We start from the raw sequence: 19,959 nt of genomic DNA, 5'->3' as shown, positions 1-19,959 counted from the left end.
CCCACAAGGCCCACAGGCCTATACGAGAAAGTGAAGCTCTCCTGACCTGTGGACTTGTGGATAAGTCATTCTGATAGAGTTGTGGTAAAATGACCTAAGACAATTCGTAGTAGCAATCACTATTCATACGGTATTGAGTAGGTTTAAATAGGTTAATTTGAGTGAATTTTTAACTATAAATGATGGATGAATAGCTCTTATTTTTCCTTAATTTTGTTCCAGACATGCGGACCCATATCACTGAACTGATATCCTTTTACAGCATTAACAGATTCTAGTTCTATATCACTAAACTGAAAGCCTCCCTTTTCTACCGAAGTTACTATTTGACGTTGTCTGCTTAAACTTTCATTCTTTATAATACTGATATTCTTGCTAAGCTCTTGAAGAATTCGGTTTTCTTCTAAAGGTACCTGTTTTAATAACTCTTGGGTAATTTTTTTTAGATTTGTTAGTTTATCTTGATCAAAAGTAATTGAATTTTGGCTGTTACTGTTTGTTCGAGACTCTTCTCTTGCAAATTGATTTTCCAGTTTAATAATTGCAAATGTGTCAACTTTTGCAGCAGTTAATTTATTTTTAATTATCTCAGAAATTCCGGAAAATTCCTTCTTCTGCCGCTCGATATCTGTTTTAACTTGTTGTTCCAGTTCGTCAACTTTGTGTTCAACAGCAACAATTTTTTTATTAAGGGCGGCGACCATTTGGGTTAATTCACCCTTATCCTGCAAGCATTGTGCACTAGCACTGTTTATTTGATCAAGAATAGGAGGGGTAGGTTTCATCAAGCCCGCGTTTGTTAGATAATTTTTCTTCTCTATATCTCGAATTTTATCAGCAATTTTTTTAACATCAGTACTTAGTTCTGAGATTATGGTATCAGAAGAACCTATCAGTTTCTTTGCTTGTACCAAATCATCATGTCGTAGCAATACATGAGCACTCGCCATTGACCTTTTTGCCGATTCTATTGCATCATTCTTGGCGCGGCGTGCTTCCTCATAGACACTCTCAGCAGATACCAATACATCTAGTCTGTTTTGTACTTGTTTACTAAAATTTTGGTATCCATCAGAGTAAGTTTTTAAAAGCGATATTCCATTTTCATAAGAAGCTAGCTTTGTCGTAGTATTTTTACCGCTGAAATTATTTATATCAGCATTTATAATTTTAATTAGATTTGCCAACCCTGATTTTTGTTGTTTGAATTGACTTAAAGCTATCTTTAATTCAGCATCTCCTGCATAAACAGGCGATATGGAGAATGGTTCAGAATCAACCTCTTGCTCCAGTTCCAGGCGCGATCTGATGAATTCTTGTTGTTTATTTATTAATTCTACTTCAGCATCGTTTAGGAACGAAATATCAGGATTTGAAGATTTAAATGTATCTAAGTGTTTCATCATGAAATTTAATTGTTTTTCAATAGAATTCAACGCCGCTGGAATTAGTGTTGTGTATCGGCGACGCTGGTTATTGTTTATTTGCCATTCACTCACTTTTTTATCAAGTACAGCTATTTGCTCAGTAGAGAGGCTGGGATCATCGTAAGTGTATGTTGGTGGAGATTCCATAACAGGAGGTGCATCTTCAGTCGGAAGTGCATCAATCAGCTTTAAAGATTTGCCTAAACTGTCTTTAAGTATCGTTAATTCTTCTATATTAATCCGGCTAATGGTTTCTGCATCTAGGGCATTAATTTTCCTATATTTTTTGTACTCTAACTCAAACTGCGTTATTTTTATAAGAACTCTTTCAGCTTTCGTTTTCATTTCACTTTTTTTCATATCAACTCCCCCATTTACGAGGAAAAATAACGTGAGATGTCATCTGATATAGCTACCGTTCTGGACCAATAATATTTCAGATGGTTCAATTTCATTATAGAGGAGTTTTATTAAGCAATAATTAAGCAGAAAAGATTGAGAGTTCAATCCACTTTGTATGGACGTATTGAATCTATCAGTTATTTAAAAATAACATAGAAGAATAAATGAGTTACCGTTTAGCCAGAATTTGAAGTGCCTCACGAATTAATTGCTCACAGCTTTTAATTCCATCGTCAATTTTACTAACCACCTTTAATGCTTCCTGGGGTTTGTATCCCAAAGCTTCCAGGGCACTAGTGGCTTCATCCTGACTGCGCATCGTATTAACTGGTTTATTCAAGGTATCAGAAGTAGCAGCCCCGAACTGCTTGATGCTGTCTCTCATCTCAACCACAAGCCGCTCCGCTGTTTTCTTGCCTATACCAGGTAATTTGGTTAATAAACCCGAATTTTCCTGGTGAATGCACTGAATAAATTCAGCAGGGGATATACTGGAAAGAATTGCCATTGCAAGTTTTGGACCAACTCCATTCACTTTAATTAAAGCTCTGAATAGTGCTCTTTCCTCTTTCTCTAAAAATCCATACAGCAATAAAGCATCTTCACGAACAACAGTATGAATATGTAAACCTACTGCTTTATTCTGTCCCTCAATTTGGAAAAAGGTGTTTAATGAGGTTTCAACATCATAGCCAACACCATTTACATCCAAAACTAACTTTCCCGGATGATATTTATCTACAACTTGCCCATTCAACCAACCAATCATCGTGCTCTTCTCCTTCGCGTTAGTCTCTGCTTTCCAATCCCTGCGGATATGCCATGACGCATATGACTGTGACAAATTGCAATAGCCAAGGCATCAGCAGCATCTTGTTGAGGTGAACTGCTTAAGGTGAGCAAGTGAACCACCATATGACCTACCTGATCTTTGTCTGCAGCTCCGTACCCCACTACAGTTTGTTTAATTGCCCTGGCTGAGTATTCGCTAACCCTAACGCGATGAGAAGCCGCGGCAACCATAGCAACACCGCGTGCATGCCCTAATTTCAAGGCTGAGTTTGGGTTTTGATGCATAAAAACCTGTTCAATAGCTACCTCTTCAGGAGAGTAATGATCCATCAACTGGCATATACCGTCATAAATTTGCAATAATTTTTGACTTAACTCTCCATCTGCTGATGTACGGATACAACCACTATCAACGTACTCAATTTTCCGGTTGGTTTCTTTAATTAAACCATATCCTGTAATCCTTGATCCCGGGTCTATTCCTAAAATAATTGTCATTAATTCATTGATTCTAAAAGTTGCTCTGAAAACTGCGCATTGCTATAGACTTCCTGAACATCATCCAGGTCCTCTAGCATATCAATCAGCTTAATCAATGACTCCGCAGTTTCATCTTCAATGGGTATCAACGTGTGGGCGCGCATGGTTAAATGAGATTGTTCAATTTCCAAGCCAGAAGCCTGCAATGCATTTAGAACGCTATGATAGGCCTCAACCGGGGTAATTACTTCTATCTGACCTTCATCTACAGTCACATCAGAAGCTCCAGCGTCTATGGCAATCTCCATGACCCGATCTTCAGATTGACCTGCAACCATTAAAACCTCACCTTGATTAGCAAAAAGATAGGACACAGAGCCATCAGTTCCCAAATTACCACCATTTTTAGTGAACGCATGACGGACTTCTGAAACAGTTCTATTTTTATTATCGGACAAACAGTCAACCAATACAGCTATTCCACCGGGACCATATCCTTCATAACGCATTGCCACCATTGCATCACCATCAAGCCCACCAACGCCACGCTTGATGGCATTATCGATAGTGTCTCGTTTCATATTCGCATTAAGTGCTTTTTTAACCGCGTCTCTCAACCGAGGATTAGTGGACTCATCCCCACCACCCATTCGAGCAGCAACGGTTATTTCCCGGATTAATTTAGTAAATATTTTTCCGCGTTTGGCATCTTGAACTCCTTTGCGAAATTTAATATTTGCCCACTTACTATGACCTGCCATCATTTCACCTCTAACCTGATTTAATTACCTGTTGGGTATCGACCCATAACCGTCAGGCTAAGGAGTTTAGCCGTGTCTATCCTCGATCCGTTCGGGCTGAGGAAGCGCTTTAGCGCTGTCTCGAAGCCTTTCTGGTCTTGGTATAGAGGCTTCGAGACAGCGTAAACGCCTCCTCAGCCCGAACGGCATCTGCGTAAGTTTTTGATCAAAAAACAGCTACTGATCAAAAAATCTCTCAGCTTGACGGTTATTAATTTCTCGACCCGACAAAAGACCTTACAGAAAATTCAGAATAATATTCGAATTGTATTATAAAGATTATACATTGCTCTATCATTAAAAAGAACGTCTAAGCAATGAATCACTATCGACAATTTTAACTTTTTTAGACTATTCTAGCCAGAACGGTGAAAAACTCTCAAGGAGCCCACGAATGTACTTGCAAGGATTTGGTAATTATCATCATAGTCAAGCCATTGAAGGTGCATTACCTTCTCAGCAAAACTCTCCACAACAGTGTAATTTGGGCCTATACGCCGAGCAGTTGAGCGGTACTGCCTTTACTCGTCCTCGACATAATAATCTTCGTAGCTGGCTCTATCGAATTCTTCCAACAGTCGCACAAGGAACTTATTATCCTTATGAAAAAACGGTGATTCAACCTTTTGCTGAAGAACAATCCCCTAATCCTTCACGTTGGTCTCCTCTTTATTCAAGCGCCCAAATTAACTGTGATTTCATTGATGGACTTTTTCACCTTGCAGGAAGTCATTTGATCAATGCCTTCCTCTACTGCTGCAATCAATCCATGGATAATAAGTATTTTGCCAACAATGATGGTGAGATGTTGTTTGTAGCTTATGAGGGTGAAATTAATTTACATACTGAGTTTGGCTGCTTAAATCTTTGTCCCGGTTTGATTGCGGTGATTCCACGCGGTATTAAATTTAAAGTAGAAGTTATTGGTAAGGAAGCTAAAGGTTATCTTTGTGAAAATGGTGGTAGTCCGCTCACTTTACCTCAACTTGGGCCAATTGGTGCCAATGGTTTAGCTAACCCGCGCCATTTCAACTATCCAGTCGCTGCATTTGAACAAGATAAGGCGGATACCACCCTGATCTGTAAACATCAAAATAAATTATGGTTTGCATCAGGTAATCACTCACCCCTTAACGTGGTCGCCTGGCATGGTAATTATGCACCCTACAGTTATGATCTTGCTTTATTTAATACCATTAACACCGTGAGCTTTGATCATCCTGATCCCTCTATATTTACTGTTTTAACCTCGGAAAGTGATACACCTGGTGTAGCTCATTTGGATTTTGTTATATTCCCGCCACGTTGGATGGTAGCTGAACATACCTTTAGACCTCCCTATTTTCATCGAAATTATATGAGTGAATTAATGGGACTGATCCGGGGAGAGTACGATGCAAAAAAGGGAGGATTTATAAAGGGAGGGGTTAGCATTCATAATCGTATGACACCCCATGGCCCAGATTACTTGTCTTATGAGCAAGCGGCTTCTGTGGATCTGAAGCCCGAATACAGTGATTCATTAGCCTTTATGTTTGAAACAAGAGAAGTATGGCAAATTACCGACCAAGCGAAACACCATCCAAGTCTGCAGGCTGATTACATCAATTGTTGGCAAGGATTTGAAGCTCAATTTGAGAGCCAGGTGTAAGAATTTTATCTCGATCCGTTCGGGCTGAGGAGGCGTTTACGCCATCTCGAAGCCTTGCACCAAGGCTTCGAGACGAAGCTACCGCCTCTCCTCAGCCCGAACGGATCGAGGTAAATTTGAAAAATCCTTACCTTAATAGCAGATAGCAGTGGGGCTACATTTAACTGCAAATTAAAACAAATCTTCCTGAGTCAATCCAACCCTTTCTAATAAGGTTCGTAGCGTTTTTAAAGCCTCAACCTGTATTTGACGAACTCGCTCACGGGTTAAATCAATTTCTTTCCCCACATCTTCCAAGGTTGCTTTTTCAAAACCTCGTAAACCAAATCTTCTGGCAATCACTTGCTGCTGATTTTCAGTTAATTTATCTAAAAGAGATTCAATGTGTAAACGCAGATTTTCGTTAGTCAGTAATTCTGCAGGATTAACGCTGTTTTCATCAGCTATAGTATCCAATAGCGATTTAGTTTCATCATAACCTATAGGAGTATCAACAGAGGTCACTTTATCGTTTAAACCCAGTAATTTTTGTACATCCTCTAAAGGTTTATCTACCATATCTGCAATTTCTTCTGGTGAAGGCTCATGATCCAACTTTTGAGTGAGTTGTCTTGCTGCTCGAAGGTACACATTGAGCTCTTTTACAACGTGAATTGGTAAACGAATAGTTCGCGTCTGATTCATTATGGCGCGCTCTATAGTTTGCCTAATCCACCAAGTTGCATAAGTTGAAAATCTGAATCCACGGTTAGGATCAAATTTTTCAACTGATTTCATTAAACCAAGATTGCCCTCTTCAATTAAATCAAGCAAAGGCAAACCACGATTAAGATAACGACGTGAAATTTTAACTACTAAACGCAAGTTGGATTCGATCATTTTCTTTCGTGCAGCGATATCACCTTGCAATGCCAGAGTGGCATAATGAACTTCTTCTTCAGCACTAAGTAAAGGGGAAAAACCAATCTCACTTAAATAAAGCTGAGTAGCATCCATAGCCTTGGCAACATTTTTGCCTTTATGAAATGATGGAAAAGCAACATCGTCAGAGAAATCAGGGATTTCAGCCGCCTCTTCCTCTTCTTCAGCTTTTTTAATCGTCAATTCAACATCATCTTCGTTCAAAAGTGAATTCTCATCAGGCTCGGACCATTCTTCATCTTTAACGTCCGTCTCTTTAATTGGTTCTTCTTCCTCGTTCATTGTTTCACCTATAATGTTTCGCCATGTCTTGAAATCTATAATACTTCTCAACATGTCTATTGTTGCTATAACTACAAGTTATATGTCAACCTTTTTGTAGATAATTCAATGGATTGACCGGTATTCCTGTTTTTCTGATTTCAAAATGAACACCCCAGTACTTTCGGTCAATCACTCCCGCTTCAGCAATAATCTGACCCATTTTAACTTTCTGACCTTCTGAAACCAAATTTTTTGCATTATTTCCATATGCTGTTAAATATTCATTATTATGTTTTATGATAATCAAGTTTCCGTATCCAGCCAAACCACTTCCAGCATACGCCACAACTCCGCCAGAGGAGGCATGGACTTTTTCACCTTTTTTACAAGCAATATTTATGCCTTTCTTGCCTTGATTTGGTATAAAGGTCGTCACGACACGTCCAGTTACTGGCCACATCCATCCGGAAGAAGAACGAGCATTATGAGTTGGCGAATAAATTACTCTTTGCTTTGCTTGGGTAACTGGACGTAAGTATCTTCGAGAATATGCTGGTTTGGCTAGAGAGGTTCTGTGTTGAATGCCTTGTAGGTTCAATACCTGCCCCACTCTTAAAGCATAAGGTGGCCTTACACGATTGATGCGGGCCAGTGTCCTGAAATCAGTATCATAGCGAAATGCTATGGCATATAGAGTTTCACCGCGTCGAACTGTATGTTTTTTTTGATATTTAGAAAAGGATTGCCATTTTAATTCCGATACCGGGGCAAGCCCATTTCTTGCCCCACAGCCGGCAAGAATTATTATGAGAAACAGACAAAAAAAATTTTTGCATCGTATAAGCATTATTTATAGTCTCAGATACATCATTTATTCAAATTAGGAATCAATCGTTCGTTGAGCAGTACTTCTTTTAAAGATTAATCCCATCCAGCCAGTTTGCCAGTTGATCGAACATCTTATAATGGGTCATATCCAAGTGAAGTGGTGTAATCGACACATATCCTGTACTGATTGCGTAAAAATCAGTTCCAGCACCAGCATCTGCTTCCATTCCGGGTGGACCAATCCAAAAAATAGGCCGGCCTCTGGGATCATATTCTTTAACAATGGGCTCAGCACTATGGCGGGTACCCAATCGAGTTACTTGTAAACCCTTAATTTGATCTAAGGGCAAGTCAGGTACATTAACATTTAAAATAGTTTGCGAAGGCAGTCGGTTCATACTTAATTGCGTTACCAGTTGCCTGACAATAAGCGCAGCAGTTTCGTAATGTTTTATCGTATCACCCACCATAGAAACAGCTATGGCTGGAAACCCCAGATATCGACCTTCCATCGCTGCAGCAACAGTGCCTGAGTAAAGAACATCATCACCTAAATTCCCACCTTCATTAATACCGGAAACTACCATATCAGCTACAGGATCTAAAAAACCGGTTAAACCCAAATGAACGCAATCGGTTGGCGTACCTTCAACGCTATAATAACCATTCTCTAATTGTCTGACCCTCAACGGGCGCGTCAAGGTTAGGGAATTACTGGCGCCACTTCGATTTCTATCTGGAGCAACAACTTCAACCTCTGCAACAGTAGCTAACTGATTGGCTAATATTTTGATTCCCGGTGCCAAAACACCGTCATCGTTACTAACTAATATTCTCATTATTAACTCTCAGGTGATTCCAGCCATTTTACTACTGCCATATAGTCGACTAAATTACGCTGATTTAGTGCCAGCGATGCTTGTAATTCCTTACTCGAGCTGTTCTTTTTTAATGCCAACTGCTGATTAGAAATCGCTTGTTGCAGCACCAAAATCTTATTTCCAAACGCTTGAGGATTTGATTGCAATTGATAGGCTAATCGATTCATTCGACCGCCAATTTGCTCAAGTTGCTGACAGCTCAATCCCTGTGGGGTTTGATTAGGGCAGGCTTTAAGCGCTTTTTGCAATTCTTTAGGGTTAGATAGGTAATATTGCTCATTTTTCACGTTACAAGAAGTTAATCCAAGAGCTATTAAAATCACCACCAAGTACTTATTCATACACAACCTCTTGATGTAAACTACAAAAAACCGATATTATCACCAGTCAGCTAGTAACGCTATCTTATGAGAACTCCCATGCTTGATTTTAAATTAATTCGTGACCCCCAAACCGGGGAACTGTACATACAAACTTCATTATCTGGAAAGCCCCTGCTTACTACACCACAACTCAATAAAAGCACAGCTTTCACTCATGAAGAAAGGAAAGCCTTTGGCTTATTAGGCAAATTGCCTAACCGTGTGGAAACCTTGGATGAACAAGTAAAACGGGCCTATCTTCAGTATTCAGTCTATACTACACGACTGAAACAAAATATTTATTTGAATAACCTGCATGATAAAAATCAGGTTCTTTTTTATAAGCTTTTAAGCCGGCATTTAAGTGAAATGCTACCCACTATATACACCCCTATTGTTGGGACTGCTGTGAAAAGATTCAGTCACGAATACAGACAACCCAGAGGTTTATACATTGCTCATTCTGATAAGAATCAAATTGAAGAGATAATAAGTAATCGCTCTAATCCAGATATTGACCTTATTGTTGTCACTGATGGTGAGGGTGTTCTTGGTATTGGTGATCAGGGCATAGGCGGCATGGATATCCCGGTGGCAAAACTGATGGTTTATAGTTTATGTGGGGGTATCGATCCAACACGAACACTTCCGGTTTTTCTTGATGTGGGTACTAATAATCAGGACTTATTAAACGATCCCATGTATCTGGGTTGTCGCCATCCTCGTATCAATAGCGCCGATTACAATGATTTTATTTTGACTTTTGTAAACGAAATTCACAAACAATTTCCCAATGCCTTTCTGCATTGGGAGGATTTCGGACGAGGAAATGCTAGGCGTATTCTTGATCAATTCCAGGATGAGTTATGTACCTTTAACGATGACATACAAGGTACAGGAGCAGTTACATTAGCCGCATTGCTGGCCGCCTGTGATGTAACTGGTGTAAAACTGCACGATCAAAAAATCGTTGTTTTTGGTGCGGGTTCTGCAGGAACAGGAATAAGCGATCAGATCATAGATGCAATGGTTCGGGATGGATTAAGTGTTGAAGAGGCCTATCAAAGATTTTGGCTAATCGACAGACAAGGTTTACTGCTCAGTAGCGATATGGAGCTTACTGATGCACAAAAACCATATGGACGTAAACCTGAAGAAATCGCATCATGGCAAATCAATGACAAGACACATCCCTCTCTTACCGATACAGTAAGACATGTAAAGCCTACAATTCTCATTGGCTGCTCTGCACAAACCGGTGCTTTCTCTCAAGATATTGTTGAAATGATGTCCTCAACCTGCGAGCGCCCCATTATCTTCCCATTGTCGAATCCTGACGAAAAATGTGAGGCACAACCTGCCGATATATTAATCTGGAGCCAAGGAAGAGCACTTATTGCTACAGGAACAGCCTTTCCTCCTATTGAATACCAGAATCGCCTGCTCGAGGTGGCTCAATGCAATAATGCACTCGTTTTTCCTGGAATAGGTTTAGGTATTTTAGCTGTTAGTGCTTCAAGATTGACTAAAGAAATGATTTTGGCTGCTTCAGCAACCCTATGCCAATTTGCTCCGAGTAAAAAAGACAGTTTCTTACCATTATTACCGTCATTGGATGATGCGCAAAATGTTGCTAAAAAAATAGCAATTGCTGTAGCGCAATGTGCGATTAACTCAGGTTATGCTCAAAAAAATCAGGATAAAGATATTAAAAAAATTGTAGAAGATATGTTTTGGGAACCTAGATATTTGCCATTTAGAAAAGTGTCCCCCTAGAGGTCTTGGTTTTTCCCGTATCGCAGGACTAATACGGGAAAAAAAAATACAAATCAAATCTACTAACTCTTTGGAGTCTTTACGAAATTCACAGTAACATTTTTTACAGTACTGTTATCAGCTTCCCAAGAGCGAGCGTATTTGAATACGATATTGGTTTTCGCAGGATAACTTTTGCCTTTATTCAAGGTAAATGTGAAGAACATCTCTCCACCTGCGCCAATTAGATTAGTTTGAGGTTTTTTATAATGACTACTAAGTAAACTGAATAATTTTTTATCAAATTTTACTACTTTCCATTGAAAACCCGTTGTTGGATTTGCTGCTAATTGCACTACAAAACTACTCTGGGAAGCATCTACATCTAATGTTACATCATCACCAACGCCGGCATTGACTATAATTGAAAGGCTCATCAATACACACCCCAATAAAATATTCATCAGATTCCTTATTTGAATAATTAAAAATTAGTTTAAATTATAGATCAAGGATTTCGATTCGCATTAATTTCCTTTAACACGCCAGCATCAAAAATCAATTCATATTGAAATTCTGCCGGTGATTTTTGATAAATCCATTTAGATACGGAATTGTTAATAACTCCTATCTGGTAGCCATAAGTATTATATTGAGGTACTGGTTGATCATATATTTGCTTATTCAGCGGCTCACCACATTTAGAAAAAACATCAAACTCGCTGTCTCCTGCATAAACCAGTTTTTCTCCGCAACGCTTGGCATTTGCTGTGGATAAAAAACTAATTGAAATAAACAAAGCCTGGAGACATTTTCTTACTAACATAAGATCCCTCAATTGCAATTTGAACAGTTCACTCATCCCACCCTTCTTTATCAGATTCAGGCAAGAATCCACCTACTTGTGCATCCCACATTGATTTATATAAACCGTTTTTAGCTATTAATTCGACATGAGTACCATCTTCAACAATTTTACCTTGTTCAAATACTAATATTCTATCCATATGTAATAAGGTCGATAGCCGATGAGCGATAACTATTGTGGTTTTGTTTTCCATTAGTCGCCATAGGGAATTTTGTATTTTCTCTTCTGTGAGTGAATCAAGTTGGGAGGTGGCCTCATCCAATATCACCAGTTTGGCATTCTTTAAAATGGCACGAGCAATAGCAATACGCTGTCTCTGGCCACCCGATAATTTAATTCCTCTCTCTCCGACCAACGTATCATACCCTTCAGGCAATAAAGAAATAAACTCATCACAACATGCTTGTCTGGAAGCTAAATATACTGCTTCATCCGTTGCATTGAGATTACCATAGCGAATATTTTCCATCAGAGAGCGATGAAACAAGCTTGTATCTTGCGGAATCATACTAATAGCAGAACGCAAAGAATCTTGGGACACTTGACTGATATCCTGACCATCAATAAGTATTCGACCCGACTCAATATTAAAAAAACGCAGAATTAGATGAATAAAAGAAGTTTTTCCACTTCCTGAAAATCCCACCAATCCGACACGTTGTTTTGGTTTAATGATGACGGATTTATTTTCAAATACTTTTTTTCCTCGATTGTAATGGAACGCTACATTCACAAACTCTATCTTACCTTCGGTTACTTCTAAAGCCTTGGCACCAGGAATATCCTCAATTTCTATAGGCACGCTAAGAAGTGCCAAGGCTTGTCTGGCAATACCTATTTCACGAAATAATTCTGCCATTGCATGGCACAGATACCAGATTTGCGACATGATGACAAAAGAGACATTAAATATAAAAACGAAATCACCCGTAGTAATTATGCCCCGTTGCCAGAATGTGATCAGTAAATAGACCATAGTACCCAGCATTATTGTGACTGGGATATCTAAATACAAACGAAATATATTCATATAAATCGTTAATTTTTTATTACTTTTTTCTTCTTTATTTTGACTTACAGAAACATAAGCTAATTCGTCTGTGCGTCGTGCAAACAGCTTAACCGCATTTGCATTGCTTAAACTATCAACAATTTTACCACTAAGTTCACTTTTATCTTCAGCATTGTCAATGGAGTACTGATCGACTTTTTTTGATAGTTTATAACTAATCAGGAGCTGAATTATAATCCAGGCGCCCAGAACAATTGCAAACCAAACATTAATGGTACACATTAAAATTAAAGCGACAATAATCGATGAAAAGGCTGCCACACCATACCAGGTAATAATCATAAAAATGGAATCAAGAGCACGTGGCAAGTCGTTAACTTTATTCGCCAGACTGCCCGCCATTTCATTAGAAAAATATTGATAAGATTGTTTGTTCAGATAATCAAAAACAGACATACGTACATCTGCCTGAAATCTGGGTATAACATAGCCCTGCCACCAATTTTGAAGTCTTACAATAACTACCATTCCTAACCAGGCTCCTCCACCAACCCATAAAGCTGGAGCAAGAAGAGAAAAAACAGGCTCCCCTTTGGAATGAGTTCCTAGAGCATCAACAATCATTTTTAATGAATAAGGAATAACATTATTTTCCAGCACCATAACAGTGGGAGCCAATAGAAAAAAATAAAAGCCACGCGTTGTTTTTTGATAAAGTGCCAGAAAAAACGACCGATTGTTTTAGGCAATTGAAGTGAATTTTTATATTCATTGTTCATTAGGAATACCTATAATTAGTGACTACCAACATCAACCATTTTAACTTATGTTTTAACAACAATATCAGTCCTTATATGCAAAGAATAAATAATCTCATTGAAGTATAGTTAAGTTCTTTGTAGAGTCCATAAACGCAGACAATTCCTGAGCGATTTTTTTATACAGTAATACCAAAAAGATCGTATCTTACACAGCTTGTATCGAAGCATATGGCAGGTCCCCGTAAGCAGACAGTTAGGAATTACATAAAATAGGATTTTGATTCATCAAAGTGCTTTGTTAATCCTCATGTAACCTTTAGTTGACAGCAATAATCAAAGTTAATCTTGATATTACCTTGTATAAAAGCGATCATTTTAATTTTTGTAAGTAGGAGAAGGTGTGGAACAAGAAACCATGGAATTTGATGTAATCATTGTCGGAGCCGGTCCGTCAGGTTTAGCTGCAGCGATTAAATTAAAGCAGTTGGCCTTTGCAGCTAAAAAAGAAATTTCTATTTGTATTTTGGAAAAAGGAGCACAAATAGGAGCACATATTCTTTCAGGAGCGGTACTTGAACCAAAAAGTTTGCAAGAATTATTACCCCATACCTGGCAAGAAGCTCCTTTGGATACCCCAGTTAATAACGATCTCTTTTATTTTCTAACCCAATCAAAATCTTTCAAATTGCCTACCCCCAAACCCATGCGCAACCAGGGAAACTTTATTATTAGTCTTGGCGAGCTATGCCTGTTTCTTGCGAACCAGGCTGAGGCTTTAGGGTGTGAACTGTATCCAGGATTTGCCGGTGCGGAAGTTATTTACAATGATCAAAATCAAGTTATCGGGGTTGCCACAGGTAGTGTGGGAATAGATAAAAACGGTAAAGAAACCAATAATTATCAACCGGGCATGCGTTTATTAGCCAAACAAACATTATTTGCTGAAGGCTGCCGTGGACAGTTAAGTCAAAGTCTTATGGCTCATTATCATCTAAGAGATAATGTGCAACCTCAAACTTATGGCATAGGAATTAAAGAGTTATGGCAAGTAGATGAGAAAAAACATCAACCCGGAACAGTAATTCATACAGTTGGTTGGCCTCTTGATCAGGCAACCTATGGCGGTTCTTTTATCTATCACCTTTCCAAACAACGTGTGGCCGTTGGTTTTGTTATCGGTTTGGATTACAAAAACCCTTGGCTAAATCCCTTTGAAGAGTTACAGCGCTTTAAAAACCATCCCTTAATCAAGTCTGTTTTAACAGGTGGAGAACGAATAGGCTATGGAGCTCGTGCTCTTAATGAAGGCGGGTGGCAGTCGCTACCTAAACTCTCCTTTCCCGGAGGAGTATTAATCGGTGATGCGGCGGGCTTTCTCAATGTTCCCAAAATCAAAGGCATCCATACAGCCATGCAATCAGGCATGCTCGCAGCACAATCCTGTTTTGAGCAATTGAGCCATGAGCATAAAACTCAATTTGAGTTAAAAAGTTATCTGGAAAAAGTAAACCAATCCTGGTTAGCTAAAGAGCTCCATTCAGTACGGAACATCAGGCCGGGATTTAAATACGGGCTAATTCCAGGTTTAATTAATGCCGCTTTCGAAACTTATATTACCCGTGGATACTCGCCTTGGACATTGAGTAATCATGCGGATCATACAAGTCTTATTTCAGCTGAAAAAGCAAAAAAAATTAAATATCTCAAGCCTGATGGAGTACTCACTTTCGATAAACTTTCATCTGTTTTTTTATCCAATACCTATCATGAAGAAAACCAACCCTGTCATCTAAAACTAAAGAATCCTAAATTAGCCATAGATGTTAATTTAACTGCTTATGCCTCTCCAGAAAGCCGTTACTGCCCTGCTGCGGTTTATGAAATTGTGGAGGAAGAAAAAGGCCCGAGATTACAAATTAATGCTCAGAACTGCATCCATTGTAAAACCTGCGATATTAAAGATCCTCGCCAGAATATTGTCTGGTGTGCACCAGAAGGCGGTGGAGGACCTAATTATTCAGGATTGTGACGATTAAAAGAATCAGTTCTGGACATAGCCAGCGGGATGCAATTGTCAACACGATCTGTCGTACTGAGAGAAATTCTGATGTCCTTATTATTAAGATCCCTCAGTGCTTTCAGGATGAGGATATGTGCCACAATCCCACCAACATTTGTCGCCCTGAATTTGTAAAAATCTGATTAGTCGCCCCTTGCTAAGAGACAGGTATGTACGGAATGACAAAAATAGCAGTGAGTTTTAGAGAGAATATCATTGCGTACTGTTGCATTAGAATGTTCCATTACAAATTTACTATCCTATGGAACCTTGGATCCTTCAGGATTTTATCTGCAGTCTCTTGATAAATAGTTGTATCCCTTGTTGGAACAGGGATACTCGCAGCATATTCAAATAATAGATTAGCCAATTCGATAGTAGATTTGTTATATTCAAATTTGAAAATTTCAAAATACTCCCTGAAGTAGGGATTTTGTGCCCAAGGCAGAAAAGAAGTAATCCAGGTGTTCGTTTCTGTCGAGCCAAATTTTCTTTGGTTTAAGAAGTCCTCCCACGTTTGGATTAGCAAAGTTGAAATATATTGTTCTTCTGCAATACTCTCAATGGACTGCTGGGATTTTGTACTCTCCGCCTCCGCCTGCTTATAGAGTTTAAAATTAGCGGGATAAAATCCTGCAAGAAACTGAGGGCGTATTTTCTTGCTGCTCGTTATAACCTGGTTTGGATACAGCCATAGTTTATCAATAGCAGCCTTAGTTTGTACCAGACGTGTGTACTCTGTATTATGTTCAAAAGATAATGAGGTTAAAATAATATTAATTGCCACAAGAAACATTGCAACGCTGGCAATAGTCGATAAAAATACACTTATTCGTGTTTTATGGTATTGAGCCGGGTTGAATTTAAATGCTACAAAAATACTGCCAAATAAGATAAGAATAAGAATAAGAATGACTAAGAACGTTAGATTTTCTATTGAGTTACTTAAAATCACATGAATACCTTATGGAGAGCTATATCCTTATTAGCATAATACATATCTGGTGAGTATTTAAGTCATTTTACACACAAGCATAAAATAAGGGGCTCCAAAGATAAACTCAGCTGGCACGGGCTGACCGTCTATATCCATCGCGTCCTGATCCTCAAGACTAGCTGGTGGTGGAAGATCATCAACGATGGATTGAATAGTTGGGAGGCGTTGCACGAATAGATGATCGGTAAGCGAGAAATAAAGTCATCTCCCATTTCATCAAATTGACGAAGCTCCATGAGGGCAATCATCAACACATTTTTAGGTATTTTATTGTTTTTTAGTTCACGACGATTATCCAACAAAGGATTTATTGTTGCAGCCTTATATTTTTTAATAGGTACCCACAGAACATCCCCCTCTTCACCATTTTTAACCAGAGTACCAAATTAATTATCTTGCTGATGCTGTTAAGAACCGTTGATATACAACTCAAAGAATTTAATACGTTGAAAATTATCTACCGTATCAACTACTCTGTTGTTATTATGAATGTATTTACGTGTTTGCTGTTCGATGCTCTCAAGATTATCCAGTGAATCGATAACCAGCAAAATCTGGCAACGAAGTCCTTTTTTGTTAATTTCAGCACTTAACCATTGCCGATAGACTTCCAGCGTAGGTAAATCCAAATCAGGATAAGTAATTAAAAATGGATTTTTTTCAATGAATTGAGTCGCAGGTGCTGTTAATTTTTGCAGTTCGGTTATTTCATTGAGCTGATTTTGATCAAGAATACTCAGGTCGTCCTCAGAGGAATGATCTCAATCTTTGTTTACAACGGGGTTAAAATACATGTTATTTTTAATGGATCATAAGTTTTTATTCAACTCTCCTGTGTATCTCGTTGTCATTTATCAATGATAAAGGTAAACTTGCGACTAAGTCCCGGTGGCGCAGCTGGATAGCGCGGCCCCCTCCTAAGGGGCAGGTCAGCGGTTCGAATCCGCTCCGGGACACCAGTTAAATCAATAAGTTATGTAAAATTACTTTTATCAAACACGACTCCGTAAGTGCAGTGTAAGTGAAACTTGAATGTGTTTTTATGTACATGCACGTAATACGGAGCGAAGAGAAGCATCCCTAGCGTATAGAAAAATATCATTTTTAAGCAGAAAGAAAAGATTAAAAGTGCGGTATGAAAAATAAAACAGATGAGAAAGAACAAAGCGCAACCAAAGAACATGACTGCGCCAATAAAAATGAAACAACTAATTATCGACGATGCTGCTCAAGCCAAACATCTAGATCATCCTTCAAATAACGAATAGCCCGCCCGATTTTAATATATCTCGGACCGGGTGTTCTACTAGACAAAGTACCGTTAACCCTGTCTTGAGAAAGAAAGGAGCGACTCATGCAAATATAGCCCGCCGCCTCAACTTCTTTAAAAACTCTCTTTTCCACAATAAATACCTCCGTATATTTTGATACAACATCATAAGACACCATCAATATATACCAGTAAAAAGTATTTATCAATAAATTTATACGCGATTCACGTATTTATTGTAGTGATTACCGACTCTACTTCAAAGGTGCGTCGAGTGGCAGTAAATCGCCCCTCAAACCGCTTCACACCATCCCCCCTCATCTTAGGCGCATGTTCACTAAAGTAGTTTTGTAAATCATCTAAACTTTCAAGCTGGTATTGAACCGTTACATGCTTTTGACCATCAGCATCACCCCCCATAGTTTGATGCATCACGGTGGCATTTAAAAAGCCGGGGAATATCAGCATTTCTTGAGTATGCTCATCTAACCAATGTTTATAATCCTGGTAAATGTCATGATCAATGGAAAGGTTCACCTCATAGATAACCATTATTACTTCCTCACAAATTGTAAAACAAACAACGTCAAAAGCGCACAGACGCTAATCACGATTCCGGGGTTAATATAATTGGCATGGCTCAATATAACATACGGCATCAAACCACCAAACAACGCCAGGCTGGTGTTATATGACAACGCCAAAGCCTTACCCCGATGCATGGCAGGAAATAAGGACACCATGAAGGCAGGTAAAGCTGAGTTAAACAACGACTGAATCAAAGAAAAAAATATGATACTGCAAAAGATAACCTCAATATTTAAGCGGTTAATCCAATCAAAACATACATATGAAAACAGCAAATAGAGCAGAGCTGCAAAACTCATTTGTCTAGTGATTCCCACCTTATCAGCCATGGCCCCAAAAACAGGAAGGGTTACAAAATACACCAGCAAGGACAACAAGGTTACCCCTACTGACTTTTGATGGGTATAACTTTGAACAACTGACGATAACAGTGTGGGCATAAAGACAAAGGTCATATAAAAGGCAGAAGCAGATAAACTCGCAGCAACAAAACAGATCAGCAGTTCCCTTTTATGAGCCTTGATTAAGACGAGAAAACGATTATCAGCACCCACATGACGCTCCAAGGGCTCATTAATAAACCGCCGTATCTGGTATAACACCAACCAGATCACCGCACTCATTAAAAAAGGGATACGCCAGCCATATTTAATCACTACCTCATCGGGTAGCTGGTTGAGTAATACAAATACGGTTAAATTTGCAAACATTAATCCCAATACCCCACCCATAAAAGCCATACTGCCAGAAAGCGCAGGACTATTTCTACCTTGTTCAACGGCCAATATTAAACCATTAGCAAACTCACCTGATATTGATAATCCTTGAATTACCCGACAGCCAAACAATAAAATCCATAGGTCAATCTCAGGTAAATTAGTTGGCAAAAGCCCAATGATGGAAGTCGAGCCAATCATTAATAAAGTGGTGATGGATAACACCCGTTTACGGCCATAAGCATCAGACAAATAACCAAAGAAAAAACCAGAAAGGGGTTTTACTGCATAACTCACGACAAAAGCCAAAGTGGTGAAACTAACTGCTGCAGTCTTTGTCTGAGAGGGAAAAAAGATGGTCGATAAAACCGGTATAAGAAAAGCAAAGATACTAAGATCATAGACTTCAATAGCAGTACTAACAAAAACGGATATCCTTGCCAGGTTTTTCATTTACATTTGCTCAATAATAAAGTACATTATTTTAGCATTGAAATGATTTTAGTTGTAGCTTTAAGGATTGTAGTATGATAAAGGATGTGCACAAAAGGATATTCCTCCGCTTTGATGAAAAACAAGAACTGCTTTTTAATAAACAATTACGACCTCTAAACGCTTTAGGTTGTGATTATTTTTACCATCTGGTTTCAGATTCCAAACCTCAAAATGACTCATACCGTTTCTGCACCCACGAGGACTGGATGGATTTTTATTATGAAGAACAATTCATTGATCATGATCCACTAAAAAGGATCGCCGAAAATACCCATATTTCAGTTTTACCGTGGAATCAAGCCAGCGTTATGAACAAAAACGAAAAACGCACCATGTCCGGCCGCTCTGCTTTTGGGCTTCATAATGGAGTCACAATTATTCAAAAGTATCAAGATAAAAGGTACATCTTTGTTTTGGCTACTGAAAGTCGAGATCATGATCTGGCTAGGTATTTGTTGCTGGAGAGAAGTGATGAGCTCAAGAAATTAATGCAAGGCTGTATAACTATTTTTGATGAGTTTTCTTGTTCGGCCGCATAAATTGCTGGAGTAGCTTAATTTCTTCTTTCAAATTAGCTGGTTTTCAGATACCCCGTCATATTGTCTTTGGTGGCCATTAATATAGGCGCGG

General features: G+C 38.8%; 18 protein-coding genes, 1 tRNA gene and 1 pseudogene. 5 read left to right on the top strand and 15 right to left on the bottom strand.

Annotated features, from left to right (window positions below):
• Positions 1-197: 197 nt before the first annotated feature.
• The 4 genes from HRS36_RS08000 to HRS36_RS07985 form a co-directional block, all read right to left on the bottom strand.
• On the bottom strand, positions 198-1,787 hold the full coding sequence (locus HRS36_RS08000) for a hypothetical protein (protein WP_173236884.1): 1,590 nt from the start codon (positions 1,785-1,787) through the stop codon (positions 198-200).
• Positions 1,788-1,998: 211 nt separating this feature from the next.
• Positions 1,999-2,598, bottom strand: coding sequence for a Holliday junction branch migration protein RuvA (gene ruvA, locus HRS36_RS07995; protein WP_173236883.1), 600 nt, complete (start codon positions 2,596-2,598; stop codon positions 1,999-2,001).
• On the bottom strand, positions 2,595-3,119 hold the full coding sequence (gene ruvC, locus HRS36_RS07990) for a crossover junction endodeoxyribonuclease RuvC (RefSeq protein WP_173236882.1): 525 nt from the start codon (positions 3,117-3,119) through the stop codon (positions 2,595-2,597). The genes ruvA and ruvC overlap by 4 nt, the downstream gene beginning before the upstream one ends.
• Complete coding sequence (locus HRS36_RS07985; protein ID WP_173238492.1) at positions 3,119-3,862, bottom strand: YebC/PmpR family DNA-binding transcriptional regulator; 744 nt, start codon at positions 3,860-3,862, stop codon at positions 3,119-3,121. The genes ruvC and HRS36_RS07985 overlap by 1 nt, the downstream gene beginning before the upstream one ends.
• Positions 3,863-4,295: 433 nt before the next feature.
• Between HRS36_RS07985 and hmgA the strand changes: the two genes are divergently transcribed.
• Positions 4,296-5,552: a homogentisate 1,2-dioxygenase gene (gene hmgA, locus HRS36_RS07980; RefSeq protein ID WP_173236881.1), complete on the top strand. Its 1,257-nt coding sequence runs from the start codon at positions 4,296-4,298 to the stop codon at positions 5,550-5,552.
• Positions 5,553-5,723: 171 nt separating this feature from the next.
• Here the strand turns inward: hmgA and rpoS are convergent, their stop codons facing one another.
• The 4 genes from rpoS to HRS36_RS07960 all read right to left on the bottom strand — a co-directional run bounded on the left by rpoS (position 5,724) and on the right by HRS36_RS07960 (position 8,787).
• The gene (rpoS, locus tag HRS36_RS07975) at positions 5,724-6,755 is read right to left on the bottom strand and encodes an RNA polymerase sigma factor RpoS (RefSeq protein WP_173236880.1); all 1,032 of its coding nucleotides are present in this window, start codon (positions 6,753-6,755) and stop codon (positions 5,724-5,726) included.
• An 85-nt stretch (positions 6,756-6,840) separates the two neighbouring features.
• On the bottom strand, positions 6,841-7,584 hold the full coding sequence (locus tag HRS36_RS07970) for a peptidoglycan DD-metalloendopeptidase family protein (RefSeq protein WP_173236879.1): 744 nt from the start codon (positions 7,582-7,584) through the stop codon (positions 6,841-6,843).
• 67 nt (positions 7,585-7,651) lie between these two features.
• Positions 7,652-8,404 carry a 5'/3'-nucleotidase SurE gene (surE, locus tag HRS36_RS07965; RefSeq protein WP_173236878.1) on the bottom strand — a complete coding sequence of 251 codons (753 nt, stop codon included), beginning with the start codon at positions 8,402-8,404 and terminating at the stop codon, positions 7,652-7,654.
• A 2-nt stretch (positions 8,405-8,406) separates the two neighbouring features.
• Complete coding sequence (locus HRS36_RS07960; protein WP_173236877.1) at positions 8,407-8,787, bottom strand: lipoprotein; 381 nt, start codon at positions 8,785-8,787, stop codon at positions 8,407-8,409.
• Positions 8,788-8,865: 78 nt separating this feature from the next.
• Between HRS36_RS07960 and HRS36_RS07955 the strand changes: the two genes are divergently transcribed.
• A complete protein-coding gene (locus HRS36_RS07955; protein WP_173236876.1) occupies positions 8,866-10,584 on the top strand; it encodes an NAD-dependent malic enzyme in 1,719 nt (572 codons plus the stop codon).
• A gap of 62 nt (positions 10,585-10,646) precedes the next feature.
• On the opposite strand, the gene HRS36_RS07950 is transcribed toward HRS36_RS07955, so the two are convergent.
• The 3 genes and pseudogenes from HRS36_RS07950 to HRS36_RS07940 all read right to left on the bottom strand — a co-directional run bounded on the left by HRS36_RS07950 (position 10,647) and on the right by HRS36_RS07940 (position 13,222).
• Positions 10,647-11,027, bottom strand: coding sequence for a protease inhibitor I42 family protein (locus HRS36_RS07950; RefSeq protein ID WP_173236875.1), 381 nt, complete (start codon positions 11,025-11,027; stop codon positions 10,647-10,649).
• Positions 11,028-11,071: 44 nt separating this feature from the next.
• A complete protein-coding gene (locus HRS36_RS07945) occupies positions 11,072-11,425 on the bottom strand; it encodes a DUF2845 domain-containing protein (RefSeq protein ID WP_226905607.1) in 354 nt (117 codons plus the stop codon).
• Positions 11,418-13,222: pseudogene (locus HRS36_RS07940) on the bottom strand (ABC transporter ATP-binding protein). The gene HRS36_RS07945 and the pseudogene HRS36_RS07940 overlap by 8 nt, the downstream one beginning before the upstream one ends.
• A gap of 382 nt (positions 13,223-13,604) precedes the next feature.
• Here HRS36_RS07940 and HRS36_RS07935 point away from each other — a divergent pair.
• Positions 13,605-15,233 (top strand): electron transfer flavoprotein-ubiquinone oxidoreductase, encoded by a 1,629-nt coding sequence (locus tag HRS36_RS07935; protein WP_173236874.1) that lies wholly within the window; start codon positions 13,605-13,607, stop codon positions 15,231-15,233.
• A 274-nt stretch (positions 15,234-15,507) separates the two neighbouring features.
• Here the strand turns inward: HRS36_RS07935 and HRS36_RS07930 are convergent, their stop codons facing one another.
• Positions 15,508-16,218 (bottom strand): alkaline phosphatase family protein, encoded by a 711-nt coding sequence (locus HRS36_RS07930; protein ID WP_173236873.1) that lies wholly within the window; start codon positions 16,216-16,218, stop codon positions 15,508-15,510.
• Positions 16,219-17,142: 924 nt separating this feature from the next.
• Here HRS36_RS07930 and HRS36_RS07925 point away from each other — a divergent pair.
• Positions 17,143-17,219: transfer RNA gene (locus HRS36_RS07925), tRNA-Arg, on the top strand.
• 253 nt (positions 17,220-17,472) lie between these two features.
• Here HRS36_RS07925 and HRS36_RS07920 read toward each other — a convergent pair.
• The 3 genes from HRS36_RS07920 to HRS36_RS07910 all read right to left on the bottom strand — a co-directional run bounded on the left by HRS36_RS07920 (position 17,473) and on the right by HRS36_RS07910 (position 19,287).
• Positions 17,473-17,664, bottom strand: coding sequence for a DNA-binding protein (locus HRS36_RS07920; protein WP_173236872.1), 192 nt, complete (start codon positions 17,662-17,664; stop codon positions 17,473-17,475).
• A 91-nt stretch (positions 17,665-17,755) separates the two neighbouring features.
• The gene (locus HRS36_RS07915; protein ID WP_173236871.1) at positions 17,756-18,082 is read right to left on the bottom strand and encodes a DUF4286 family protein; all 327 of its coding nucleotides are present in this window, start codon (positions 18,080-18,082) and stop codon (positions 17,756-17,758) included.
• 2 nt (positions 18,083-18,084) lie between these two features.
• Positions 18,085-19,287 carry an MFS transporter gene (locus HRS36_RS07910; RefSeq protein WP_173236870.1) on the bottom strand — a complete coding sequence of 401 codons (1,203 nt, stop codon included), beginning with the start codon at positions 19,285-19,287 and terminating at the stop codon, positions 18,085-18,087.
• A gap of 74 nt (positions 19,288-19,361) precedes the next feature.
• Between HRS36_RS07910 and HRS36_RS07905 the strand changes: the two genes are divergently transcribed.
• The gene (locus HRS36_RS07905) at positions 19,362-19,868 is read left to right on the top strand and encodes an autoinducer binding domain-containing protein (protein ID WP_173236869.1); all 507 of its coding nucleotides are present in this window, start codon (positions 19,362-19,364) and stop codon (positions 19,866-19,868) included.
• Positions 19,869-19,959: the final 91 nt, after the last annotated feature.

The organism is Legionella antarctica (genome assembly GCF_011764505.1).
GTDB lineage: Bacteria > Pseudomonadota > Gammaproteobacteria > Legionellales > Legionellaceae > Legionella > Legionella antarctica.
This window is presented reverse-complemented; position numbering and strand designations above follow the sequence as displayed.

Excerpts from the sequence above, each read along its gene's own strand:
- HRS36_RS07915 (WP_173236871.1), bottom strand. The coding sequence starts at position 18,082 with ATGGTTATCTATGAGGTGAACCTTTCCATTGATCATGACATTTACCAG.
- HRS36_RS07970 (WP_173236879.1), bottom strand. The coding sequence starts at position 7,584 with ATGCTTATACGATGCAAAAATTTTTTTTGTCTGTTTCTCATAATAATT.
- HRS36_RS07910 (WP_173236870.1), bottom strand. The coding sequence starts at position 19,287 with ATGAAAAACCTGGCAAGGATATCCGTTTTTGTTAGTACTGCTATTGAA.
- HRS36_RS07955 (WP_173236876.1), top strand. The coding sequence starts at position 8,866 with ATGCTTGATTTTAAATTAATTCGTGACCCCCAAACCGGGGAACTGTAC.
- HRS36_RS07985 (WP_173238492.1), bottom strand. The coding sequence starts at position 3,862 with ATGGCAGGTCATAGTAAGTGGGCAAATATTAAATTTCGCAAAGGAGTT.
- hmgA (WP_173236881.1), top strand. The coding sequence starts at position 4,296 with ATGTACTTGCAAGGATTTGGTAATTATCATCATAGTCAAGCCATTGAA.
- HRS36_RS07950 (WP_173236875.1), bottom strand. The coding sequence starts at position 11,027 with ATGAATATTTTATTGGGGTGTGTATTGATGAGCCTTTCAATTATAGTC.
- HRS36_RS07945 (WP_226905607.1), bottom strand. The coding sequence starts at position 11,425 with ATGAGTGAACTGTTCAAATTGCAATTGAGGGATCTTATGTTAGTAAGA.
- ruvC (WP_173236882.1), bottom strand. The coding sequence starts at position 3,119 with ATGACAATTATTTTAGGAATAGACCCGGGATCAAGGATTACAGGATAT.
- rpoS (WP_173236880.1), bottom strand. The coding sequence starts at position 6,755 with ATGAACGAGGAAGAAGAACCAATTAAAGAGACGGACGTTAAAGATGAA.
- HRS36_RS07960 (WP_173236877.1), bottom strand. The coding sequence starts at position 8,787 with ATGAATAAGTACTTGGTGGTGATTTTAATAGCTCTTGGATTAACTTCT.
- surE (WP_173236878.1), bottom strand. The coding sequence starts at position 8,404 with ATGAGAATATTAGTTAGTAACGATGACGGTGTTTTGGCACCGGGAATC.
- HRS36_RS08000 (WP_173236884.1), bottom strand. The coding sequence starts at position 1,787 with ATGAAAAAAAGTGAAATGAAAACGAAAGCTGAAAGAGTTCTTATAAAA.
- ruvA (WP_173236883.1), bottom strand. The coding sequence starts at position 2,598 with ATGATTGGTTGGTTGAATGGGCAAGTTGTAGATAAATATCATCCGGGA.
- HRS36_RS07905 (WP_173236869.1), top strand. The coding sequence starts at position 19,362 with ATGATAAAGGATGTGCACAAAAGGATATTCCTCCGCTTTGATGAAAAA.